Origin of the sequence: Polaromonas sp., from assembly GCF_029945895.1 — a bacterium.
Taxonomy (GTDB): Bacteria; Pseudomonadota; Gammaproteobacteria; order Burkholderiales; family Burkholderiaceae_C; genus Polaromonas.
On record NZ_JAQSDL010000106.1, the window covers coordinates 15,266 to 33,666 of the forward strand.

An 18,401-nucleotide genomic window follows, 5' to 3' on the forward strand; every position below is an offset into this window, starting at 1 on the left:
GATGAATCTTTGTTTTGCAAACTGGACGGGGATGGCCTGGCCATGATCAGCTTCAGACGTGAACCAGCGTCCCTTCGTCTTCGCCCTGCACCACCCGCTTGAGCGCGCCGTGCTTGAAGATGCTGAAAATCTTGATCGGCAGTTTCTGGTCGCGACACAGCGCAAAGGCAGTCGCGTCCATGACTTCCAGATTCCTGCCCATGGCCTCGTCAAAGGTGATGTTGGTGTACCGTGTGGCCGTCGGGTCTTTCTTCGGGTCCGCGCTGTACACGCCGTCAACCTTGGTGGCCTTGAGCACGATCTCGGCTCCGATTTCCGCGCCGCGCAGGGCGGCCGCGGTGTCGGTGGTGAAGAAAGGATTGCCGGTGCCGGCTGCGAAGATGACGACCTTGCCCTCTTCGAGATATTGCAGCGCCTTGGGGCGGACATACGGCTCGACGATGCGTTCAATGCCGATGGCCGACATGACGCGCGGCGTGAGGCCGGCCTTGTCCATGGTGTCGCCCAGTGCCAGGGCATTCATCACGGTGGCCAGCATGCCCATGTAGTCGGCGGTGGCACGGTCCATGCCAACCGAGCCGCCTGCGACACCCCTGAAAATATTGCCGCCGCCGATCACGACAGCCACTTCCACGCCCATGCGGGTGATATCCGCAATTTCCTCGACCATGCGCACAATCGTCGCGCGGTTGATGCCGAAGGCATCGTCTCCCATCAAGGCTTCGCCTGAAAGTTTCAACAAGATTCGCTTGTAGGCTGGCATGGGGGAGTTCCTGTCGTTTTTATGGGCGTAAGTTTAGCGGCCTTTCGGATCAGCGGGCGTGATCAGGCCGCTTTGGCGGCGGCCACCTGGGCGGCCACTTCAGCCGCAAAATCGTCGACCTTCTTCTCGATGCCTTCGCCGACCACATACAGCGTGAACGCCTTCACGGTCGTGCCTTTTTCCTTGAGCATCTGCTCGACCGTCTGCTTGTCGTTTTTCACGAAAGGCTGGTTGAACAAGGACACTTCCTTGAGGTATTTCTGCACGCCGCCTTCAATACGTTTGGCAACAATTTCGGGCGACTGCACCGGCTTGCCGGCTGCGGTGGCCACAGCGGCATCCTCGGCAGCCTTGGCCGCAGCGACGGACCGCTCGCGGGCCACCAGCTCGGCAGGTACCTGGTCGCTCGACAGCGACACCGGCTTCATCGCGGCCACGTGCATGGCGACGTCCTTGGCGGGCACTTCCTCGCCCTCGTACTCGACAACCACGCCGATACGCGTGCCGTGCAGGTAAGAGGCCAGCTTGCCCCCTTCAAAACGCTTGAAGCGGCGCACGCTCATGTTCTCGCCGATCTTGCCGATCAGGCCCTTGCGCACGTCTTCCACCGTCGGGCCGAAACCGTCCAGCGTCAAGGGCATGGTACCGATCGCGGCCACGTCAGCCGGGTTGTTCTTGACGATGCCCTTGACCACCGCGTCGGTGAAGGCCAGGAAGCTGTCGTTCTTGGTGACGAAGTCGGTTTCGCAGTTGATCTCGACCAGCGCGCCCACGGCACCTTCGCTGTGGAAGGCAATCACGCCTTCTGCGGTGATGCGGGAAGCGGCCTTGCCGGCCTTGTTGCCCAGCTTGACGCGCAGGATTTCCTCGGCTTTTTCGAAGTTGCCGTCGGCCTCGGTCAGTGCTTTCTTGCACTCCATCATCGGTGCGTCGGTTTTTGCGCGCAACTCTGCGACCATGCTTGCTGTGATTGCCATCTTCAGTTCTCCGTGTGTCGTGTTGACTTCAAATAAATTGGGGGTGCCTTCGCACAAGGCTGTGAAAAAGGGGCTACGCGAGCCCCTTTTTCGCGTCAGGCGCAGGGCCGCAACGATCAGGCGGCGGCGTTTTCCACTTCGACGAATTCGTCGCTGCTTTCGGCGGAAACCATCTTGACGACTTCATTGCCAGCGGCGGCGCGGCCTTCAATGATCGCGTCGGCGATGCCGCGTGCGTACAGGGCCACGGCCTTGGACGAGTCGTCGTTGCCGGGGATCACGTAGTCGATGCCGATGGGCGAGTGGTTGGAGTCAACAACGCCGATCAGCGGAATGCCCAGCTTTTTGGCTTCGAGGATGGCAATCTTGTGGAAGCCCACGTCGATCACGAAAATCGCGTCCGGCAAGGCGTTCATGTCCTGAATGCCGCCGATGTCTTTTTCGAGTTTTTCCATCTCACGCTTGAACGTGAGTTGCTCTTTCTTGCTCAGGGTGTCGAGACCGACTTCCTGCTGGGCCTTCATTTCCTTGAGGCGCTTGATCGAGGTCTTGACCGTCTTGAAGTTGGTCAGCATGCCGCCCAGCCAGCGCTGGTCGACAAAAGGCACGCCGGCGCGTTTGGCTTCGGCGGAAACGAGTTCGCGGGCCTGGCGCTTGGTGCCCACCATCAGGATGGTTCCGCGGTTGGCGGACAGCTGCTTGGCGAACTTCATCGCGTCCTCGAACATCGGCAGCGATTTTTCGAGGTTGATGATGTGGATACGGTTGCGGTGGCCGAAGATGTACGGGGCCATCTTGGGGTTCCAGAAGCGGGTTTGGTGACCGAAATGGACGCCGGCTTCCAGCATTTCACGCATGCTTGTTGACATAGAGATACTCCAAAGGTTGTGTCTAAAATCAGCGCTTATCGCCTGAGAGCATCTGTTGAAAGCGCTCGGGCAACACCTTGAGTGGCTGATTTGCGATTTACTGCACGAACGGCGAAATTGCCTTTTGCACAGCCTGCTGAGTATAACATCCCTGACTGTGCCAACCTCCCCGCCCGAGCCCTGCCGCCCCTCAGCCACTGCTGCCGGCTACGCGCCGGCCCGGGTGTCCGCTCCCGTCCACACTTCAAAAACAATAGCAGCCTGCGCTTTACCCGTGCGAGCTTGCATCCGATTTAACCCACAAACATGAACGCACCGAGTTTCTGCCCCAGCCACCGTCCCCGCCCTGCAGGGACCGTCCGATGAGGGTCGCCGTCATCGGCGCCGGCATCATCGGCATCACCACCGCCTGGGAACTCGCCCGGGACGGCCATGAGGTCACGGTTTTCGAGCGCCGCGGCGCCGCTGCCGAAGAAAGCAGTTTTGCCAATGCCGGCGTGGTGGCCCCGGGTTACGTGACCCCCTGGGCGGCGCCCGGCATGCCGGGCAAGGTGCTGGGTCACCTGCTGGGCCGCCACGCGCCGGTCCGGCTCAGCCTGCCGCTGGCCGGCCACGAGCTGGCCTGGATGTGGAAATGGTGGCGAGCCTGCCGCCTGGAAACCTATCTGGCCAACCGAGCGCGACTGCAGCGCCTGGCTTTCTACAGCCGCGCGCGCCTGCACCAGATCACCGCCGAGTGCCAGCTCGAGTACGACCGCAGCCCCGGCTACATGGTGCTGCTGCGCGCCGAACAGGACGGCCTGATGGTCGAACCCGGCCTGCAGGTGCTTCGTGATGCGGGGGTCAGCTTCCGGCAGATCGGCTCCGACGAAGCGCGCCGGATCGAGCCGGCGTTGAACCCGGACACACCCCTGCTGGGCGCCGTTCACCTGCCCGACGACGAAGTGGCCAACTGCCGCCAATTCGCCCTGCTGCTCAAGGCCGAGGCCCAGCGCCTGGGTGTGACTTTTGAGTTCAATACGGCTGTGACCCAGATGGATCGGGCGCAACCAGCTACCTTTTTGATAGCAGGCGAAGCGAGGCCGCGAAATTTTGACGCAGTCGTCCTGTGCGCCGGCCTGGCTTCGGCCTCGCTGCTCAGGCCGCTGGGCATCAAGGTCCCGCTGGCGGCGGTGTACGGTTATTCGCTGAGCGCTCCGATTCGCGAGCCTCTGAACGCACCGCGCAGCGCCCTGATGGACGAACGCTACAAGGTTGCGATCTCGCGCCTGGGCAACCGTGTGCGCGTGGCCGGCAGCGCCGAAATCGGCGGCAGGCCCGACAGGAAGAGCGCCGCGGCCATCCAGACGCTTTACAAGGTCCTGCAGGACTGGTTCCCAGGCGCCGCCCACACGTCCAACACCACCGCCCATGTGCAGGAGTGGAAAGGAGTGCGGCCCATGCTGCCGGACGGCCCGCCCATCCTCGGCGCCAGCGGCCTGCCCGGCCTGTGGCTCAACCTGGGCCACGGCTCCAGCGGCTGGGCACTGAGTTGCGGCAGCGCGCGGGCTGTCGCCGACCTGGTGGCCGGTCAGACGCCGGAAATCGACCTCGAAGGGCTGGACCTGAGCCGGCTCGCCTCCCCGGCCGCCTGAAGGCGGCACAATCGGCGCATGTTAGCCGTCACCCCTGCCCTCAGCCTGCCGCTCCACGGGGTGGCTTCGACGCGCTTGCTGGAGCAGCGGGCGGCAGCCCACCTGCCAGCGCACACCCTGATGCAGCGTGCGGGGCTGGCGAGCGCGCGCCTGGCCCTGGCGCTGGCGCCGCACGCGCAGTGCATCTGGATTGCCTGCGGGCCGGGCAACAACGGCGGCGACGGCCTGGAAGCGGCCCGGCATCTGCACCTGTGGGGCAAAACCGTGGGGGTGACCTGGCTGGGCGCGCAAAACGAAGCCCGCGTTCCCACCGATGCACTGGCCTCGCTGGCACGCGCCCGTGCAGCCGGCGTGCCCTTCGCCGGCACACCGCCAGCCGGCTTTGACTTCGCCATCGACGCCCTGCTGGGCATAGGCGCGGTACGCCGCCCCCTTGCGGCCAGGGGCCAGACCGATCTGCTCGGCCAGTGGCTGGCGCTGCTGCAGGCCAGCGTGCAACCGGTCCTGGCGATGGATATCCCGAGCGGACTGGACGCCGACACGGGCGCACCACTAGCTCCTGAATTGATAGCTTCCCGCGCTTTACCCGCAAGGGCTGGTACCCGATTTACCTTGAGCCTTTTGACGCTGAAGCCAGGCTTGTTCACGGCCGCCGGCCGCGACCTGGCCGGACAGGTCTGGTGGGACGACCTCGGCGTCACACCTGAACCGGCGCTGGCGCCGGACGCCTGGCTACTGGGCCGGGACCGCGCCGAATCACACGGACGTGACCAGGCAGCGCATACCAGCCACAAAGGCAGCTTTGGCGATGTCGCCATCCTCGGCGGGCAGTCCAGCCCGCAAGCCGCCACCCACATGAGCGGCGCCGCCCTGCTGGCCGGGCGCGCCGCCCTGCATGCGGGCGCCGGCCGGGTGTTTGTGGCCCTGCTTGGCGGCGCCGGCCTCACGGTGGACCCGCAGCAGCCCGAGCTGATGTTCCGCAGTCCCGACGCGCTCGACCTCAAGACGCAGGTGCTGGTGTGTGGCTGCGGCGGCGGCGACGCCGTGGCCGCCGTGCTGCCGCGCGTGTTGTCGGGCGCGCAGACCGCCGTGCTGGACGCCGATGCGCTCAACGCCATCGCCGCCGACACCCAGCTGCAAACCCTGCTGCGGGCCCGCCAGGGCCGCGGCTACCGCACGGTGCTGACACCGCATCCGCTGGAGGCCGCGCGCCTGCTCGGCAGCAACGCCGCCGCGGTGCAGGCCGACCGTTTGCTGGCCGCGCGGCAGCTGGCTGAAAAATTCGCCTGTGTGGTGGTGCTCAAGGGCTCGGGCACGGTGATCGCTGCGCCGGACCAGGTCAGCGCCATCAACCCCACCGGCAACGCGCGCCTGGCCACGGCCGGCACCGGCGATGTGCTGGCGGGCATGGTGGGTGCCCGGCTGGCCGGCGGACAGACGGCCTTTGACGCTGCCTGCAGCGCCGTTTTCCGGCATGGCCAGCTGGCCGATGACTGGCCGGCCTGCCACCCCGGGCAGACGCTGACCGCCTCTGCCTTAGCCCAGAACCATCAGCCCGATCTGTAGCAGCAGCAGCAGCACCAGCGCCGACAGGTCGACACCGCCGATGGCCGGAATGATGCGCCGCAGCGGCGCCAGCAGGGGCTCGGCCAGCCGGCCCAGCAGGCCATACATGGGCGAACCGGGCTGCAGCCAGGAAATGATGGCGTAAATCAGCACCACCATGAAGGCCAGCTGCAGCGCAACCCGCAGCAGCATCTTCAGGCTCATCAACAGCAAGGCCGGCAGCATGGCCGCCGTCAGGTTCAGCAAGGCGCCGAACAGGGCCGCCCAGACCAACGCATACACCAGCGCCAGCAGCAAGGCGGCCAGCAGACTGGCCCAGTCCACGCGTGACTGCGCGACCGCCTTGGGCAGCATGCGCCGCAGGGGCTTGACCAGCCAGTCCGTCACGGCCATCACAAAGGTGCCGGGCTGCGCGCTCATGTTGATGCGCAGGCGGTTCATCCAGGCACGCATCAGGGCCGCGCCTATCAGCACAAAGAACAGGCTGTCCACCAGAAAGGCCAGGATGCGGATCAGCATGGTTGTTGGGTCCTTGGCATGGTGGGCATGGCGGCGATAGCGGGCGAAAGATCAGAAAGGGTCATGCGTTCAGCGCCTGGGTTTCTTGCTCTGCTTGCGCCCGGCGCTGGAAGCAGATTTTTTGACCGCCGCCTTCAGCGCCTGGATCGGCGACTTGGCCGTCCGGCTGCCCGCCCCACTGCCCTCGCGCGCGCCGGCACGCTGCTCGGTGCCCTTGCCCGTGCGTTTGTTGTCGTCGCGCTTGCCACCACGCTGCTCGCCGGCCTTGCGCGGCGATGCGCGCTCCTGCTCGGGCAGCTCGGCGCTGCGACCACCGGCCTTGTCCTTCATGGCGCGGGTCAGCAGCTCTTCGCCCTCGCGCACCAGGCGGAAATCGATCTTGCGGCCGTCGAGATCGACCCGGCTGACCTGGACGCGCACCCGGGTGCCGATGGCATAACGGATGCCGGTGCGTTCGCCGCGCAGCTCCTGGCGTGCCTCGTCAAAGCGGAAATACTCGCCGCCCAGTTCGGTGATGTGCACCAGGCCTTCGACATACATCGCATCGAGCGTGACAAAAATGCCGAAGCTGGTGGCCGCCGTGACGACGCCGCCGAACTCTTCGCCCAGGTGCTCACGCATGTATTTGCACTTGAGCCAGGCTTCCACGTCGCGGCTGGCTTCGTCGGCACGGCGTTCGTTGGCGCTGCAATGCAGGCCGGCCGCCTGCCAGGCGAGCTGGTCGGCGGTTGGCTTTTTCGGTTTCTGGTCCGGCTCGGTGACGCGCGAGGCCAGCCGTTTCGACAGCTTGGCCTCGGCCTCCCCGGGGGTAGGCAACACCGGCAGTTGGTACCGGGACTTGGTCAGCACTGCCTTGATGACGCGGTGCACCAGCAGGTCCGGGTAGCGGCGTATCGGGCTGGTGAAGTGCGTGTAGGCCTCATAGGCCAGGCCGAAGTGGCCGGCGTTCATGGGGGTGTAGATCGCCTGCTGCATGGAGCGCAGCAGCATGGAATGGATCTGCATCGCATCGGGCCGATCCTTGGTGGCCATGGCGATCTGCTGGAACTCGCCCGGCGCGGGGTTCTCCGTGATCGTCATGCCAATGCCCAAAGCCTTCAGGTAGGTGCGCAGAATGTCCTTCTTCTCGGGCGTCGGGCCTTCGTGCACACGGAACAGGCCTTCGTGTTTGCTGCCGGAAATGAAGTCCGCAGAACAGACGTTGGCCGCCAGCATGGCCTCTTCAATCACGCGGTGGGCAACGTTGCGGGTGCGCGGCACGATTTTCTCGATGCGCCCGGCCTCGTCGCAGACGATCTGTGTCTCGGTGGTTTCAAAGTCCACCGCGCCGCGCACGCCACGCTCCTTGAGCAGCGCCTGGTAGACGTCATGCAGGTCCAGCAGGTGCGGCACCAGCGCCTTGCGCTGGGCCGCTTCCGGGCCGCGCGTGTTAGCCAGGATGGCGGCGACTTCGGTGTAGGTGAAACGCGCGTGGCTGAACATCACCGCCGGGTAGAACTGGTAGGCGTGGACTTCGCCCTTGGCGTTGACCAGCATGTCGCAGACCATGCACAGACGCTCGACGTTCGGGTTCAGCGAACACAGGCCGTTGGAGAGCTTTTCGGGCAGCATGGGAATCACGCGGCGCGGAAAATAAACGCTGGTCGCGCGGTCGTAGGCATCGATATCGATCGCACTGCCGGTTTCCACATAGTGGCTCACGTCGGCAATCGCCACCAGCAGGCGCCAGCCCTTGCCGCGGCCGACCTTGGCCGGCTCGCAATACACGGCATCGTCAAAGTCGCGCGCGTCTTCGCCGTCGATGGTCACCAGCGGAATGTCGGTCAGGTCGACGCGGCCTTTTTTGTCGGCGGGCCGCACGGCGTCCGGCAGGGTGCGGGCCAGCGCCAGTCCGGCGTCGCTGAACTCATGCGGCACGCCGTATTTGCGCACCGCAATTTCGATTTCCATGCCCGGGTCGTCGATCTCACCGAGCACTTCCTTGACGCGGCCGACCGGCTGGCCAAACAGCGCCGGCGGCTCGGTGAGCTGCACCACCACGATCTGTCCGGGCTTGGCCGTGCCGATGGCGCCCTTGGGGATCAGCACGTCCTGGCCGTAACGCTTGTCCTCGGGCGCCACCAGCCAGACACCGCTTTCCTGCAACAGGCGGCCAATGATGGGATTGGGCGAACGTTCAATGATTTCCGTGACGCGGCCTTCGGGGCGGTTCTTGCGGTCGTGCCGCACGATGCGCGCCTTGACGCGGTCCTTGTGCAGCACGGCGCGCATTTCGTTGGGCGGCAGGTAGATGTCGGCTTCGCCGTCATCGCGCTGGACAAAGCCGTGGCCATCGCGATGGCCTGAAACAGTGCCTTCAAATTCGGCGAGCAGTCCGGCGCCTGGGCCGTTGCTGTGGGTAGTTGTTTTGATAACGGGTCTCACTTCTTGAGATGATTAATGGGGGAAAGAATTCCGGAACCGGCTTGCTGCCGGCGGGAAATCCGTCGTGTCCGTATATTTCTGCATGTCAAAAGCCGGCAGTTTGCGGGACCATGGCGTGAAGTTGCGAGCCTGGCATGGGATGCGCCTCATGGTCCGCACCTCGATTGAAATTTTTTGGAATCCGGACAGGAAAACCGATTCTGTAATGGTACACTGCTGGCTGTGCCCGGGTGGCGGAATTGGTAGACGCGCACGGTTCAGGTCCGTGTATCGCAAGATGTGGAGATTCGAGTTCTCTCCCGGGCACCAGATACATCAAATCCAGCGAAAGCTGGTACAAAAAAGGCCACCGCCAACCCGGTGGCCTTTTTGCTTTCCAGGTGCTTTTTCAGCACTTGTGCCAGCCCCATGCGGACGGCCTCAGACCGGCACCGCCACGAGATCGTGGCCCTGGGTGCCGACAATCCGGGCCTTGGTGAATTCCCCGACCTTGAGCGTCTTGCTGATTTTTTCGGGTGGCAGCAATTTCACGACACCGTCAATCTCCGGCGCGTCGGCGTAGCTGCGGCCCACGCCGCCCTTTTTACCCATGCCGGGAGCCGAGTCCACCAGCACCTGCATGGTCGCCCCCACACGCTGCTGCAGCTTCGCCGCAGAGACCGCTTCGGCCACGGCCATGAAACGTGCGCGGCGCTCCTCGCGCACTTCGAGGGGCAACATACCGGGAATGTCGTTGGCGGTGGCGCCCTCCACCGCGCTGTAGGCAAAGCAGCCGGCGCGGTCAATCTGCGCTTCACGCATGAAATCCAGCAGGTGCTCGAATTCACCCTCGGTTTCGCCGGGAAAACCGGCAATGAAGGTGCTGCGGATCACGATCTCGGGGCAGATTTCGCGCCAGCGCGCAATGCGCTCCAGATTCTTCTCACCGCTGGCCGGTCGTTTCATGCGCTTGAGCACATCGGGGTGGCTGTGCTGCAGGGGCACGTCCAGGTAAGGCAACACCTTGCCGGTGGCCATCAACGGCAGGATCTCGTCCACACTGGGGTACGGGTAGACGTAATGCAGGCGCACCCAGGCACCGTAGGGCTCGGCAATCTCGCCGAGCGCCTGCACCAGCTCCAGCATGCGGGTCTTGACGGGTTTGCCGTCCCAGAAACCGGTGCGGTACTTCACGTCCACCCCATAGGCCGAGGTGTCCTGGCTAATGACGAGCAGCTCCCGGACACCGCCCTCAAACAGCGCGCGCGCCTCATTGAGCACGTCGCCGATCGGCCGCGACACCAGGTCGCCGCGCATCGACGGAATGATGCAGAAGGTGCAGCGGTGGTTGCAGCCTTCACTGATCTTCAGGTAGGCATAGTGCCGCGGTGTGAGCTTGATGCCCGCAATGCCGAAGGCGTTGGGCACCAGATCGACAAACGGGTCGTGCGGCTTGGGCAGGTTCAGGTGCACCGCGTCCATCACTTCCTGCGTTGCGTGCGGGCCGGTCACGGCAAGCACACTCGGATGCATCTGGCGCACCAGGTTGCCGCCGCCCTCGCCCGCCTTGGCGCCCAGGCAGCCGGTCACGATGACACGGCCGTTTTCTGCCAGCGCCTCGCCAATGGTGTCCAGGCTTTCACGGACGGCGTCATCGATGAAGCCGCAGGTGTTGACGATCACCAGGTCGGCGCCTTCAAAGGTTTTGGAGGTCTGGTAACCCTCGGCGCTGAGCTGCGTCAGGATCAGCTCGGAGTCGGTCAGGGCCTTGGGACAGCCGAGGCTGACAAACCCGACGCGCGGCGCCGTGTTCAAGGTGGAGGAAGGTGGGGTAGCTAGGGCTTGGCTCATGCCCTCTATTGTCTCAGAGCGCGCAGGGTGCGACTGCCTGCGCGCGAAATGGCCTGGACACGGTCAGCGCTTGAGGCCCAGGGCGGCCAGCATCTGCTCGCTTTGTTTTTGCATCTGCTCCTGCATTTGCGTGAACACGGTTTTCGACTGCTCGACATAGCTGCCCATCATGCCCTGCATGGTGGGCGACTGGGCATTGACAAACTGCGCCCACGCCTCCGGCGTCAGGCCCTTGGACTGCTCGGACATCTTGAGCTGCAAGTCCATGAAGGACTGGACGTTTTTCTCGAGGTAGGAACCCATGAAGCTCTGCATCGCATTGCCGTAAAAACGGATGATGTTGGACAACACCGCCTCGGTGAACATGGGCGCGCCACCGGCTTCCTCTTCCAGAATGATCTGCAGCAGGATGCTGCGTGTCAGGTCCTCATTGGACTTGGCATCGCGCACCACGAAGTCGGTGCTGTCCATGACGAGGTTTTTGACCTCGGCCAGAGTGATGTAGGCTGAAGTATCGGTGTCGTAGAGACGGCGATTCGGGTATTTCTTGATGACACGCGGCGAGGCCGCCTTGCCGTTACCGCCCTTGCTGCCCGGTATTTTCCCCGACGTACTGCCAACGGGGGGAGCCGGGTCGGTTGACTGGCTCCTGGACTGACTGGTGGGCTTGCTCTTGGGCACTGTGCGAACTCCTGTGAATGACTGCCTGCACCAATGCACAGGGTCACCACATTCTAGGAAGTATGCTTACCTGCAATCCCCTTGGTTTACCCTGTGAGCACCGTGGAATGCACAGTTGACAGGAAAACAACTACAGGAAATTGGTAGGCGCGATTGGACTCGAACCAACGACCCCCACCATGTCAAGGTGGTGCTCTAACCAGCTGAGCTACGCGCCTAAGGACTGTTCGACCTCGTCATTGTAGCAGCGCAAACCCGGCCTTTTTGCACCCTGGCCGAAATTTTTGCGGACAAATCAGCGCCTGCGCGCCGAACGCACACCATTGACTTCGGCGACGACCGCAAGCACCTGGTTGAGCCGGCCCGAGTCAGCCACCTCCACCGTGAAGGTCATCCAGGCCGTGCCGCCGCGGTTGTCCTTGACCGACGTGGTCTGCACACCAATGACGTTCATTTTTTCCCTGGCAAACACCTCGGAGATGTCGCGCAGCAAACCCTGGCGATCAGACGCCTCGATGGCGACATCCACGGGGTAGACCGAGCCGCCCGCATTTTTCGGCTGGCTCCACTCGACCTCGATCACGCGATCCGGGCTGCCGCCGGCCATGTTGCGGAAGTTGCTGCAATCGCTTCGGTGGATGCTCACGCCTTTCCCCTTGGTCACAAAACCGAGGATGGCATCCGGTGGCGCGGGCTTGCAGCACCTGGCGAGCTGGGTGAGCAGCGAGTCGATGCCCACCACCAGTACCCCGCCTTTGCTGCCCCCAGACTTGTCGGGCCTGGCCTTTTTGGCCAGCACGTAGTCGTCCTGCGTGGGGGGCGGCTCGGGCGGCTTGAGCATGTTCTCGATGGTGCGCAGCGACAGTTCGTCCTTGCCGACCACTTCAAACAGATCCTCTGCGCTTTTAAAGCCCAGCTGCGTCGCTACGTCCTCGAGCTTCATCGCGGTTCTGCCCTCGCGCTGCAGCAGTTTTTCCACTGCTTCGCGCCCGCGCGCCACCGTCTGTGCCATGGCCTGGGCGTTGAACCAGGCGCGCACTTTCGACCGCGCGCGGTGGCTGGCCAGGAAGCCGAGCTCGGGATTGAGCCAGTCCCGCGACGGGCCGCCCTCCTTCGTGGTGACGACCTCGACCGTCTGCCCGTTTTGCAGCGGCGTGTTCAGCGGCACCATGGCGCCGTCGATGCGTGCGCCGCGGCAGCGATGACCCAGGCTGGTGTGCACGCTGTAGGCAAAGTCGAGCGCGGTCGCGCCCTGCGGCAGTTCGACGACGGCCGCTTCCGGCGTCAGGACGTAGATGCGGTCCTCGAACAGGCCCTGGTTGGCGTCGCGCGACTTGGCCGCCACCGGCCCCGACAAATCACGTTCCCAGGCCAGCAACTGCCGCAACACGGCAATTTTTGCGTCGTACTCGCTGCTGGCCGACACGCCGCCGTATCCCTTGGTGCCCGCTTCCTTGTAAGCCCAGTGGGCAGCCACGCCATGCTCGGCATGGTCGTGCATGGCCTGGGTGCGGATCTGGATCTCGACCGCCCGCTGCTGAGCATCGCGCACCACCGTGTGCAGCGACTGGTAGCCGTTGGACTTGGGCTTGGCGATGTAGTCGTCGAATTCGCCCTCGACCGGCGTGAAATGCGAATGCACAAAGCCGAGTGCCGCGTAACAGCCCTTGACGTCGGCGGCGATCACGCGCAGGGCGCGGATGTCGAACACCTGGTCGAAATCGAGGCCCTTGCCGCGCATCTTCTTGACGATGCTGTAGATGTGTTTGGGCCGGCCCTGCACCAGCGCCGCAATGCCGTTGCTGTTCAGGTCGCGCTCCAGCTGGGCGCGCAGCGCTTCCATGAAGACCTCGCGCCCGGCTCGTTTTTCATCAAGCAGGCGGGCAATGCTTTTGTAGGTGTCCGGCTCGAGAAAACGGAAGGCCAGATCTTCCATTTCCCACTTGATCTGCCAGATGCCCAGGCGGTTGGCCAGCGGCGCAAAAACGTTGAGCGACTCGCGCGCCACGGCCAGCGGGCATGGTTGCCGGATGGCTGCAAAGTGACGCAAGGTCTGCAGGCGGGACGCCAGGCGCAGCATGACGACCCGCAGATCGCGCGAAAACGCCAGCAGCATCTTGCGCACGTTTTCAGTCTGCGCCGCCGGGTCTTCGAGCTGGGCCCTGTCGTCGGCGGCGCGGGCCTGCTTCTGCACATGGACGAGCTTGGTGGTCTCCATGGCCAGGGCGGCGAAGTTGGCACCGAAAGCCTTGGCAATCACCTCCTGCGGCTTGTTCAGGTGCGCGCAGGCGTGGACGAGGTAGGTGGCCGCCTGCATGGCCTCGGAGCCGCCAATGGCCTTGAGAATGGCCGCGACGGCGTCCGCATGGGCCAGGATGTTTTCACCGGTGTCCAGCGTTTCGCTGGCGATCAGCGGCTCGGCAAAGGCCCTGGCGCGGGCCAGCGCGTGCGGCTGGTCCGGCAGGCTGTCGGCCGTGGCCGTCACGATGGACGCATTGGGCAGTGGCGTCATGGGCGTCTGGGGCGCCACGCCTGTCTGGGACTTCAAAAGCGATTTGGGCGGAGCGCCAGGCCCGGCCCCGGCATGTTTCGTCACTGGGAATTTTTCAATGAAAGGTTTCAGACAAGAAGAAAATCGCCCACCGCACTGACCTGATCCATCGCCACCAGTGTCGGTGCATGGCCTACCCCGTCAAACGCCACCAGGCGAGCCCGTGGACCACGTTGCGTCATGGCCAGCGCCGTGGCATGGCTGAGCAGATCCGATTGTGCGCCACGCACGACCAGCGTCGGCGCCCGAATGTTGTCAAAAAGTTGCCACAGCAGCGCCTCGCCTTCGCGCGCCGCCGCTTCGGTCGTCGCCCGGACCGGCTCCGCAATGGCCGGGTCGTAATGCAGCATCACACGGCCATCGTCTGCACCGGGCACAGGCTTGACCATGTGGCGCGACAGAGCCATCCATTGTTCGGGCGTGTGCGGGCCAAAACTGGTCGAGATCGCCCACATCGCATCAGCAGCCTCCTGCAGCGAGCCAAAGTGCCCGGCCTTGCCAAGGTAGGCGGCAATACGCGCAATGGCCTGCCACTCAATGGCCGGCCCCACATCGTTCAGGACCAGCTTGTGAACAGGCGCTGGCAAGGGCAGCTCAGGCTGGCCAGCAATGACCATGCCGATCAGGCCGCCCATGCTGGTGCCAACCCAGTCCAGCGTCGTGACCGGCGCTTGCTGGTGCAGGTGCGCCAGCAGTGCCATCATGTCCGCCGCGTACTGGGGAATCTGGTAACCCATGGGGTCCTGGAGCCAGTCGCTGCGGCCGCGGCCGACGACGTCGGGGCACACGACCCGGACCTCGTCCGACAGGTACTCTGCCAGCACGTCAAAATCCCTGCCCTGGCGCGACAGGCCGTGCACACACAGCACCACATGCGGGTTGGCCGGATCGCCCCACTCCCAGTACGCCATGCGGTGCCCTCCCGAAACGTCGGGGCAGGATACGTAGTTCAGCGTAGGTTCAGTCATGGCCAGGGAATCCGGGTTGCAGGCTTGATAATTGCGCGGGCCGCTGATTTTTCAGCGTCTGACAGGCATCGTAAATCATCCGGAGAAAACTTCATGCTCAAAGGTAAAACTGCACTCGTGACCGGCTCCACCAGCGGCATCGGACTGGGGATCGCCAGGGCGCTGGCGGCACAGGGTGCCAACATCGTGCTCAACGGCTTCGGCGACACCGAAGGACCCAAGGTGGAAATTGCTGCGCTGGGTGTGAAGGTGGCCTACCACGGTGCCGACATGAGCAAGCCCGCCGAGATTGAGGCCATGATGACTTTTGCCGCGGCGCAATTCGGACAGGTGGACATCCTGGTCAACAACGCCGGCATCCAGCATGTAGCAAAAATCGAGAACTTTCCGGTCGAACGCTGGGACGCCGTTCTGGCGATCAACCTGAGCAGCGCCTTCCACGCCACACGGCTGGCCCTGCCGGCCATGCAGGCCGCCAATGGCGGCAAGGGCTGGGGCCGCATCATCAACGTCGCCTCGGTGCACGGCCTGGTGGGCTCGGCGGAAAAATCTGCCTATGTCGCGGCCAAACACGGCATCGTCGGCCTGACCAAGGTGACGGCTCTCGAGAACGCCACCACCGGTGTGACCTGCAACGCCATCTGCCCGGGCTGGGTCCTGACGCCGCTGGTGCAAAAACAGGTGGATGCCAAGGCCGCGGCTGGCGGCATCTCCAACGAACAGGCCACGCAGCAACTGCTGGGCGAAAAAGAGCCGTCGATGCAATTCACCACGCCCGAGGAACTGGGCGCGCTGGCGGTGTTTTTCTGCTCGCCGGCCGGCAACAATGTGCGCGGCGTGGCGTGGAACATGGACGGCGGCTGGGCAGCGCAGTAAAGCGCCGAAACCCCAAGACGCGCCAGGCTGGCGGCAAATGCCGCCAGCCTGGCATGCATCAAGAAATATAGCCAAATCGGCCACCAGCCCTTGCTGGTATTGCGCAGGCAGCTATTGTTTTAATAGCAAACTCATGCTGCTCGCACCATGCCTGCACAGCGGGTGTCGGCTGGTCCACCGAAAGACATATCGCGCCGGCCATAGAAAAAGCCCCAAGTCGCAAGCGACTTGGGGCTTCAATTCTGGTGGGCGGTGCAAGTTTCGAACTTGCGACCCCTGCAGTGTGAATGCAGTGCTCTACCCCTGAGCTAACCGCCCTGTTTGGTCAGCCTCAGATTATAAGGGTTTTTTGTCACGCACCGGCAAGTTCGCGCCAGACAGTTTTGCCTTTGCTGCTTTTATCGATGTCTGCCAGCAGGCTTTCGTGGGCGGCGATCTCCTGATCGTTGGCCAGCAGCAGGGGCAAATCAAAACCGCTGAGGTCCATGGCTACTGCGGCGCCACCGTCCTGCGTACTGCCGCCCAGGTCCATCACCAGCGAATTCTGCCCGCGTGTCAGGTTGATATAGACGTCGGCCAGCAGTTCGGCGTCGAGCAGGGCGCCATGCAGTGTGCGGCCCGAGTTGTCGACGTCCAGGCGGTCGCACAGGGCGTCGAGAGAATTGCGTTTGCCGGGATACAGCTCCTTGGCCATCATCAGGCTGTCGGTGACCTTGGCCACGCAGTTGCGGATCGAGACACGTTCCATCAGCTCGAGTTCCTTGTCCAGGAAACTGATGTCGAAGGGCGCGTTGTGGATGATGAGCTCGGCGCCGTCGAGATAAGCCAGCAGTTCGTCAGCGATGGCCGGAAACTTGGGCTTGTCCTGCAGGAACTCGTTGCTGATGCCGTGCACCTTGAGCGCGTCCTCGTGGCTGTCGCGCTCGGGGTTCAGGTAGAAATGTTTGTTGTTGCCGGTGAGCTTGCGGCCGATCAGCTCGACGCAGCCGATTTCGATGATGCGGTCGCCGTTTTCAGCGGACAGACCGGTGGTTTCAGTGTCAAGAACGATTTGGCGCATGCCGGGATTATCGCTCCACGCCGACGCCTTGCCGCCGACCGGTCAAGCGGAAAAACATGCCGGGCCCGCTTCTTGCAGTACATTAAGGACCAATTATTTAAACCTAAACAAACCGGCACAGGTATCGCCATGTGCCCGGCATTTTCAACGTGTCTTTTCTTTTTCAATACAGCGGAAAACCATGACCCCTGCCCTTCGCATCCTCGCTTCCGTGGTGGCACTGTCCGCCAGCCTGTCGGCCCAGGCCGATTCCAAACCGATTCTGATCGGCCAGACCTATCCACAAAGCGGTCCGCTGGCATCGCTGGCGACCGAGCCGCTGACGGGCATACGCGCGATGCTCAGGGCCGTCAATGCAGCCGGTGGTGTCAATGGCCGCCCCGTGGAACTCAAACAGATGGATGACGCCTACGACGCTGTCCGGGCAGCAGACAACGTCAAAAAGCTGGAGGCGGAAGGCGCCGTGGCGATCCTGATGCCGATTGGCACCACCTCGTCGGTCGGCGCACTCAAGGCGGCCAATGAACTGAAGATCCCGCTGGTCGCACCCTACACGGGCGCCGGACCGGTCGTCAAATTTTCCGAATACGGTTTTCCGGTGCGCATCAGCTTCGATGAGGAATACGGGCGCATCGTCAACCACCTGTTCACGGTGGGCATCACGCGTATTGCCTTTGCACACAATGACAATCCCGGCGCCCGCTCGGCCATGGAAAGCACGCGCAAATTCATCGAGGAGCGGGGCAGCAAGATGGTCGGCAGCGCCGCCATCCAGAACGACGGCTCCGACGCAGAAGCCAGAGCGGTCGAATTGGCCAAACTCAAGCCCGCCGCCATCGTGCTGTCGGCAACCAATGCGGTCACCGCCAAATTCATCAAGGCCTACCGCGCCGCCGGGGCAGAAGCCCGGTTTTACTCCTTCTCTTTCCTGAACGGGCAGCAATTGCAGAAGGACATAGGCGCGGATGCCGTGGGTGTGGTGGTGTCACAGGTGGTGCCCTACCCCTGGAATCCGGCGCTGCCGGTCCTCGCGGAATACCAGGCGGCCATGAAGAAGATGGGCGTCACGGAACTCAGTTATGGCAGCCTCGAAGGCTACGTCAGCACCAAGGTGCTGATCGAAGGCCTCAAACGCGCCGGCGCCAACCCGACAGCCGAATCACTGAAAAAAGCGCTTGAAAGCTTCAAGTCACTGGACCTGGGCGGCGTCTTCGTGCGCTACGGTCCGACCGATCACCAGGGCATGAATTTTTCCGAGCTGTCCATGCTGCGCAAGGACGGCGGCTACGTGCGCTGACCGCAAACCGGGCGATCCGGCACACCGCGCCGCTCAGTGCCTCAATGCACTTCCTTGGCGTGGTTGATCGAGTATTTGGGAATCTCGACCGTCAGGTCGGTCTGGGCCACGATGGCCTGGCAGCTCAGGCGCGAGTTGGGCTCCAGGCCCCAGGCGCGGTCCAGCAGGTCTTCCTCGCTCTCGTCCATCTCGTTGAGCGAGCGCATGCCTTCGCGCACGATGACGTGACAGGTGGTGCAGGCACAGCTCATGTCGCAGGCGTGTTCGATGTTGATGTCGTTCTCGAGCAGCGCCTCGCAGATGGACGTGCCGGCAGGCGCGGACACTTCGGCTCCGTTGGGGCAGTATTCAGGATGAGGCAGTATTTTGATGATGGGCATGGTGTG

The 18,401-nt window shown here is 63.6% G+C and carries 15 protein-coding genes and 3 tRNA genes; 5 read left to right on the forward strand and 13 right to left on the reverse strand.

Going from position 1 to position 18,401, the window contains the following annotated elements; all coding sequences use genetic code 11:
• Window positions 1–52: 52 nt before the first annotated feature.
• The 3 genes from pyrH to rpsB form a co-directional block, all read right to left on the reverse strand.
• Window positions 53–763 (reverse strand): UMP kinase, encoded by a 711-nt coding sequence (pyrH, locus tag PSV33_RS15890; protein WP_300563253.1) that lies wholly within the window; start codon window positions 761–763, stop codon window positions 53–55.
• Window positions 764–825: 62 nt separating this feature from the next.
• On the reverse strand, window positions 826–1,740 hold the full coding sequence (gene tsf / locus PSV33_RS15895; RefSeq protein ID WP_300563254.1) for a translation elongation factor Ts: 915 nt from the start codon (window positions 1,738–1,740) through the stop codon (window positions 826–828).
• A 116-nt stretch (window positions 1,741–1,856) separates the two neighbouring features.
• Window positions 1,857–2,609 (reverse strand): 30S ribosomal protein S2, encoded by a 753-nt coding sequence (gene rpsB, locus PSV33_RS15900; protein ID WP_300563255.1) that lies wholly within the window; start codon window positions 2,607–2,609, stop codon window positions 1,857–1,859.
• Between the two features lie 362 nt (window positions 2,610–2,971).
• On the opposite strand from rpsB, the gene PSV33_RS15905 reads away from it, so the two are divergent.
• The gene (locus PSV33_RS15905; protein WP_300563256.1) at window positions 2,972–4,243 is read left to right on the forward strand and encodes a D-amino acid dehydrogenase; all 1,272 of its coding nucleotides are present in this window, start codon (window positions 2,972–2,974) and stop codon (window positions 4,241–4,243) included.
• 18 nt (window positions 4,244–4,261) lie between these two features.
• Window positions 4,262–5,809: an NAD(P)H-hydrate dehydratase gene (locus PSV33_RS15910; RefSeq protein ID WP_300563257.1), complete on the forward strand. Its 1,548-nt coding sequence runs from the start codon at window positions 4,262–4,264 to the stop codon at window positions 5,807–5,809.
• Here PSV33_RS15910 and PSV33_RS15915 read toward each other — a convergent pair.
• Together PSV33_RS15915 and rnr are read right to left on the reverse strand one after the other, a co-directional pair.
• A complete protein-coding gene (locus PSV33_RS15915) occupies window positions 5,780–6,328 on the reverse strand; it encodes a YggT family protein (protein ID WP_300563258.1) in 549 nt (182 codons plus the stop codon). The genes PSV33_RS15910 and PSV33_RS15915 overlap by 30 nt on opposite strands.
• A 69-nt stretch (window positions 6,329–6,397) precedes the next feature.
• On the reverse strand, window positions 6,398–8,701 hold the full coding sequence (rnr, locus tag PSV33_RS15920) for a ribonuclease R (RefSeq protein WP_300563334.1): 2,304 nt from the start codon (window positions 8,699–8,701) through the stop codon (window positions 6,398–6,400).
• A 275-nt stretch (window positions 8,702–8,976) separates the two neighbouring features.
• Here rnr and PSV33_RS15925 point away from each other — a divergent pair.
• Window positions 8,977–9,061, forward strand: a tRNA-Leu gene (locus PSV33_RS15925).
• Window positions 9,062–9,172: 111 nt separating this feature from the next.
• On the opposite strand, the gene rimO is transcribed toward PSV33_RS15925, so the two are convergent.
• The 5 genes from rimO to PSV33_RS15950 form a co-directional block, all read right to left on the reverse strand.
• The gene (gene rimO / locus PSV33_RS15930) at window positions 9,173–10,582 is read right to left on the reverse strand and encodes a 30S ribosomal protein S12 methylthiotransferase RimO (RefSeq protein ID WP_300563259.1); all 1,410 of its coding nucleotides are present in this window, start codon (window positions 10,580–10,582) and stop codon (window positions 9,173–9,175) included.
• A gap of 63 nt (window positions 10,583–10,645) precedes the next feature.
• Window positions 10,646–11,182 (reverse strand): polyhydroxyalkanoate synthesis repressor PhaR, encoded by a 537-nt coding sequence (gene phaR, locus PSV33_RS15935; RefSeq protein WP_300563335.1) that lies wholly within the window; start codon window positions 11,180–11,182, stop codon window positions 10,646–10,648.
• A 222-nt stretch (window positions 11,183–11,404) separates the two neighbouring features.
• Window positions 11,405–11,481: transfer RNA gene (locus tag PSV33_RS15940), tRNA-Val, on the reverse strand.
• 77 nt (window positions 11,482–11,558) lie between these two features.
• Window positions 11,559–13,775 (reverse strand): bifunctional (p)ppGpp synthetase/guanosine-3',5'-bis(diphosphate) 3'-pyrophosphohydrolase, encoded by a 2,217-nt coding sequence (locus PSV33_RS15945; RefSeq protein WP_300563336.1) that lies wholly within the window; start codon window positions 13,773–13,775, stop codon window positions 11,559–11,561.
• Window positions 13,776–13,882: 107 nt separating this feature from the next.
• Window positions 13,883–14,782 carry an alpha/beta hydrolase gene (locus tag PSV33_RS15950; protein WP_300563260.1) on the reverse strand — a complete coding sequence of 300 codons (900 nt, stop codon included), beginning with the start codon at window positions 14,780–14,782 and terminating at the stop codon, window positions 13,883–13,885.
• Between the two features lie 93 nt (window positions 14,783–14,875).
• On the opposite strand from PSV33_RS15950, the gene PSV33_RS15955 reads away from it, so the two are divergent.
• A complete protein-coding gene (locus PSV33_RS15955) occupies window positions 14,876–15,658 on the forward strand; it encodes a 3-hydroxybutyrate dehydrogenase (protein ID WP_300563261.1) in 783 nt (260 codons plus the stop codon).
• Between the two features lie 243 nt (window positions 15,659–15,901).
• On the opposite strand, the gene PSV33_RS15960 is transcribed toward PSV33_RS15955, so the two are convergent.
• Window positions 15,902–15,976 (reverse strand) — tRNA-Val (locus PSV33_RS15960).
• A 34-nt stretch (window positions 15,977–16,010) separates the two neighbouring features.
• The gene (gene dnaQ / locus PSV33_RS15965) at window positions 16,011–16,718 is read right to left on the reverse strand and encodes a DNA polymerase III subunit epsilon (protein WP_300563262.1); all 708 of its coding nucleotides are present in this window, start codon (window positions 16,716–16,718) and stop codon (window positions 16,011–16,013) included.
• A gap of 181 nt (window positions 16,719–16,899) precedes the next feature.
• Between dnaQ and PSV33_RS15970 the strand changes: the two genes are divergently transcribed.
• Complete coding sequence (locus tag PSV33_RS15970) at window positions 16,900–18,015, forward strand: ABC transporter substrate-binding protein (protein ID WP_300563263.1); 1,116 nt, start codon at window positions 16,900–16,902, stop codon at window positions 18,013–18,015.
• A gap of 41 nt (window positions 18,016–18,056) precedes the next feature.
• On the opposite strand, the gene fdx is transcribed toward PSV33_RS15970, so the two are convergent.
• Window positions 18,057–18,395, reverse strand: a complete 339-nt coding sequence (fdx, locus tag PSV33_RS15975; protein WP_300563264.1) for an ISC system 2Fe-2S type ferredoxin — start codon at window positions 18,393–18,395, stop codon at window positions 18,057–18,059.
• Window positions 18,396–18,401 lie beyond the last annotated feature (6 nt).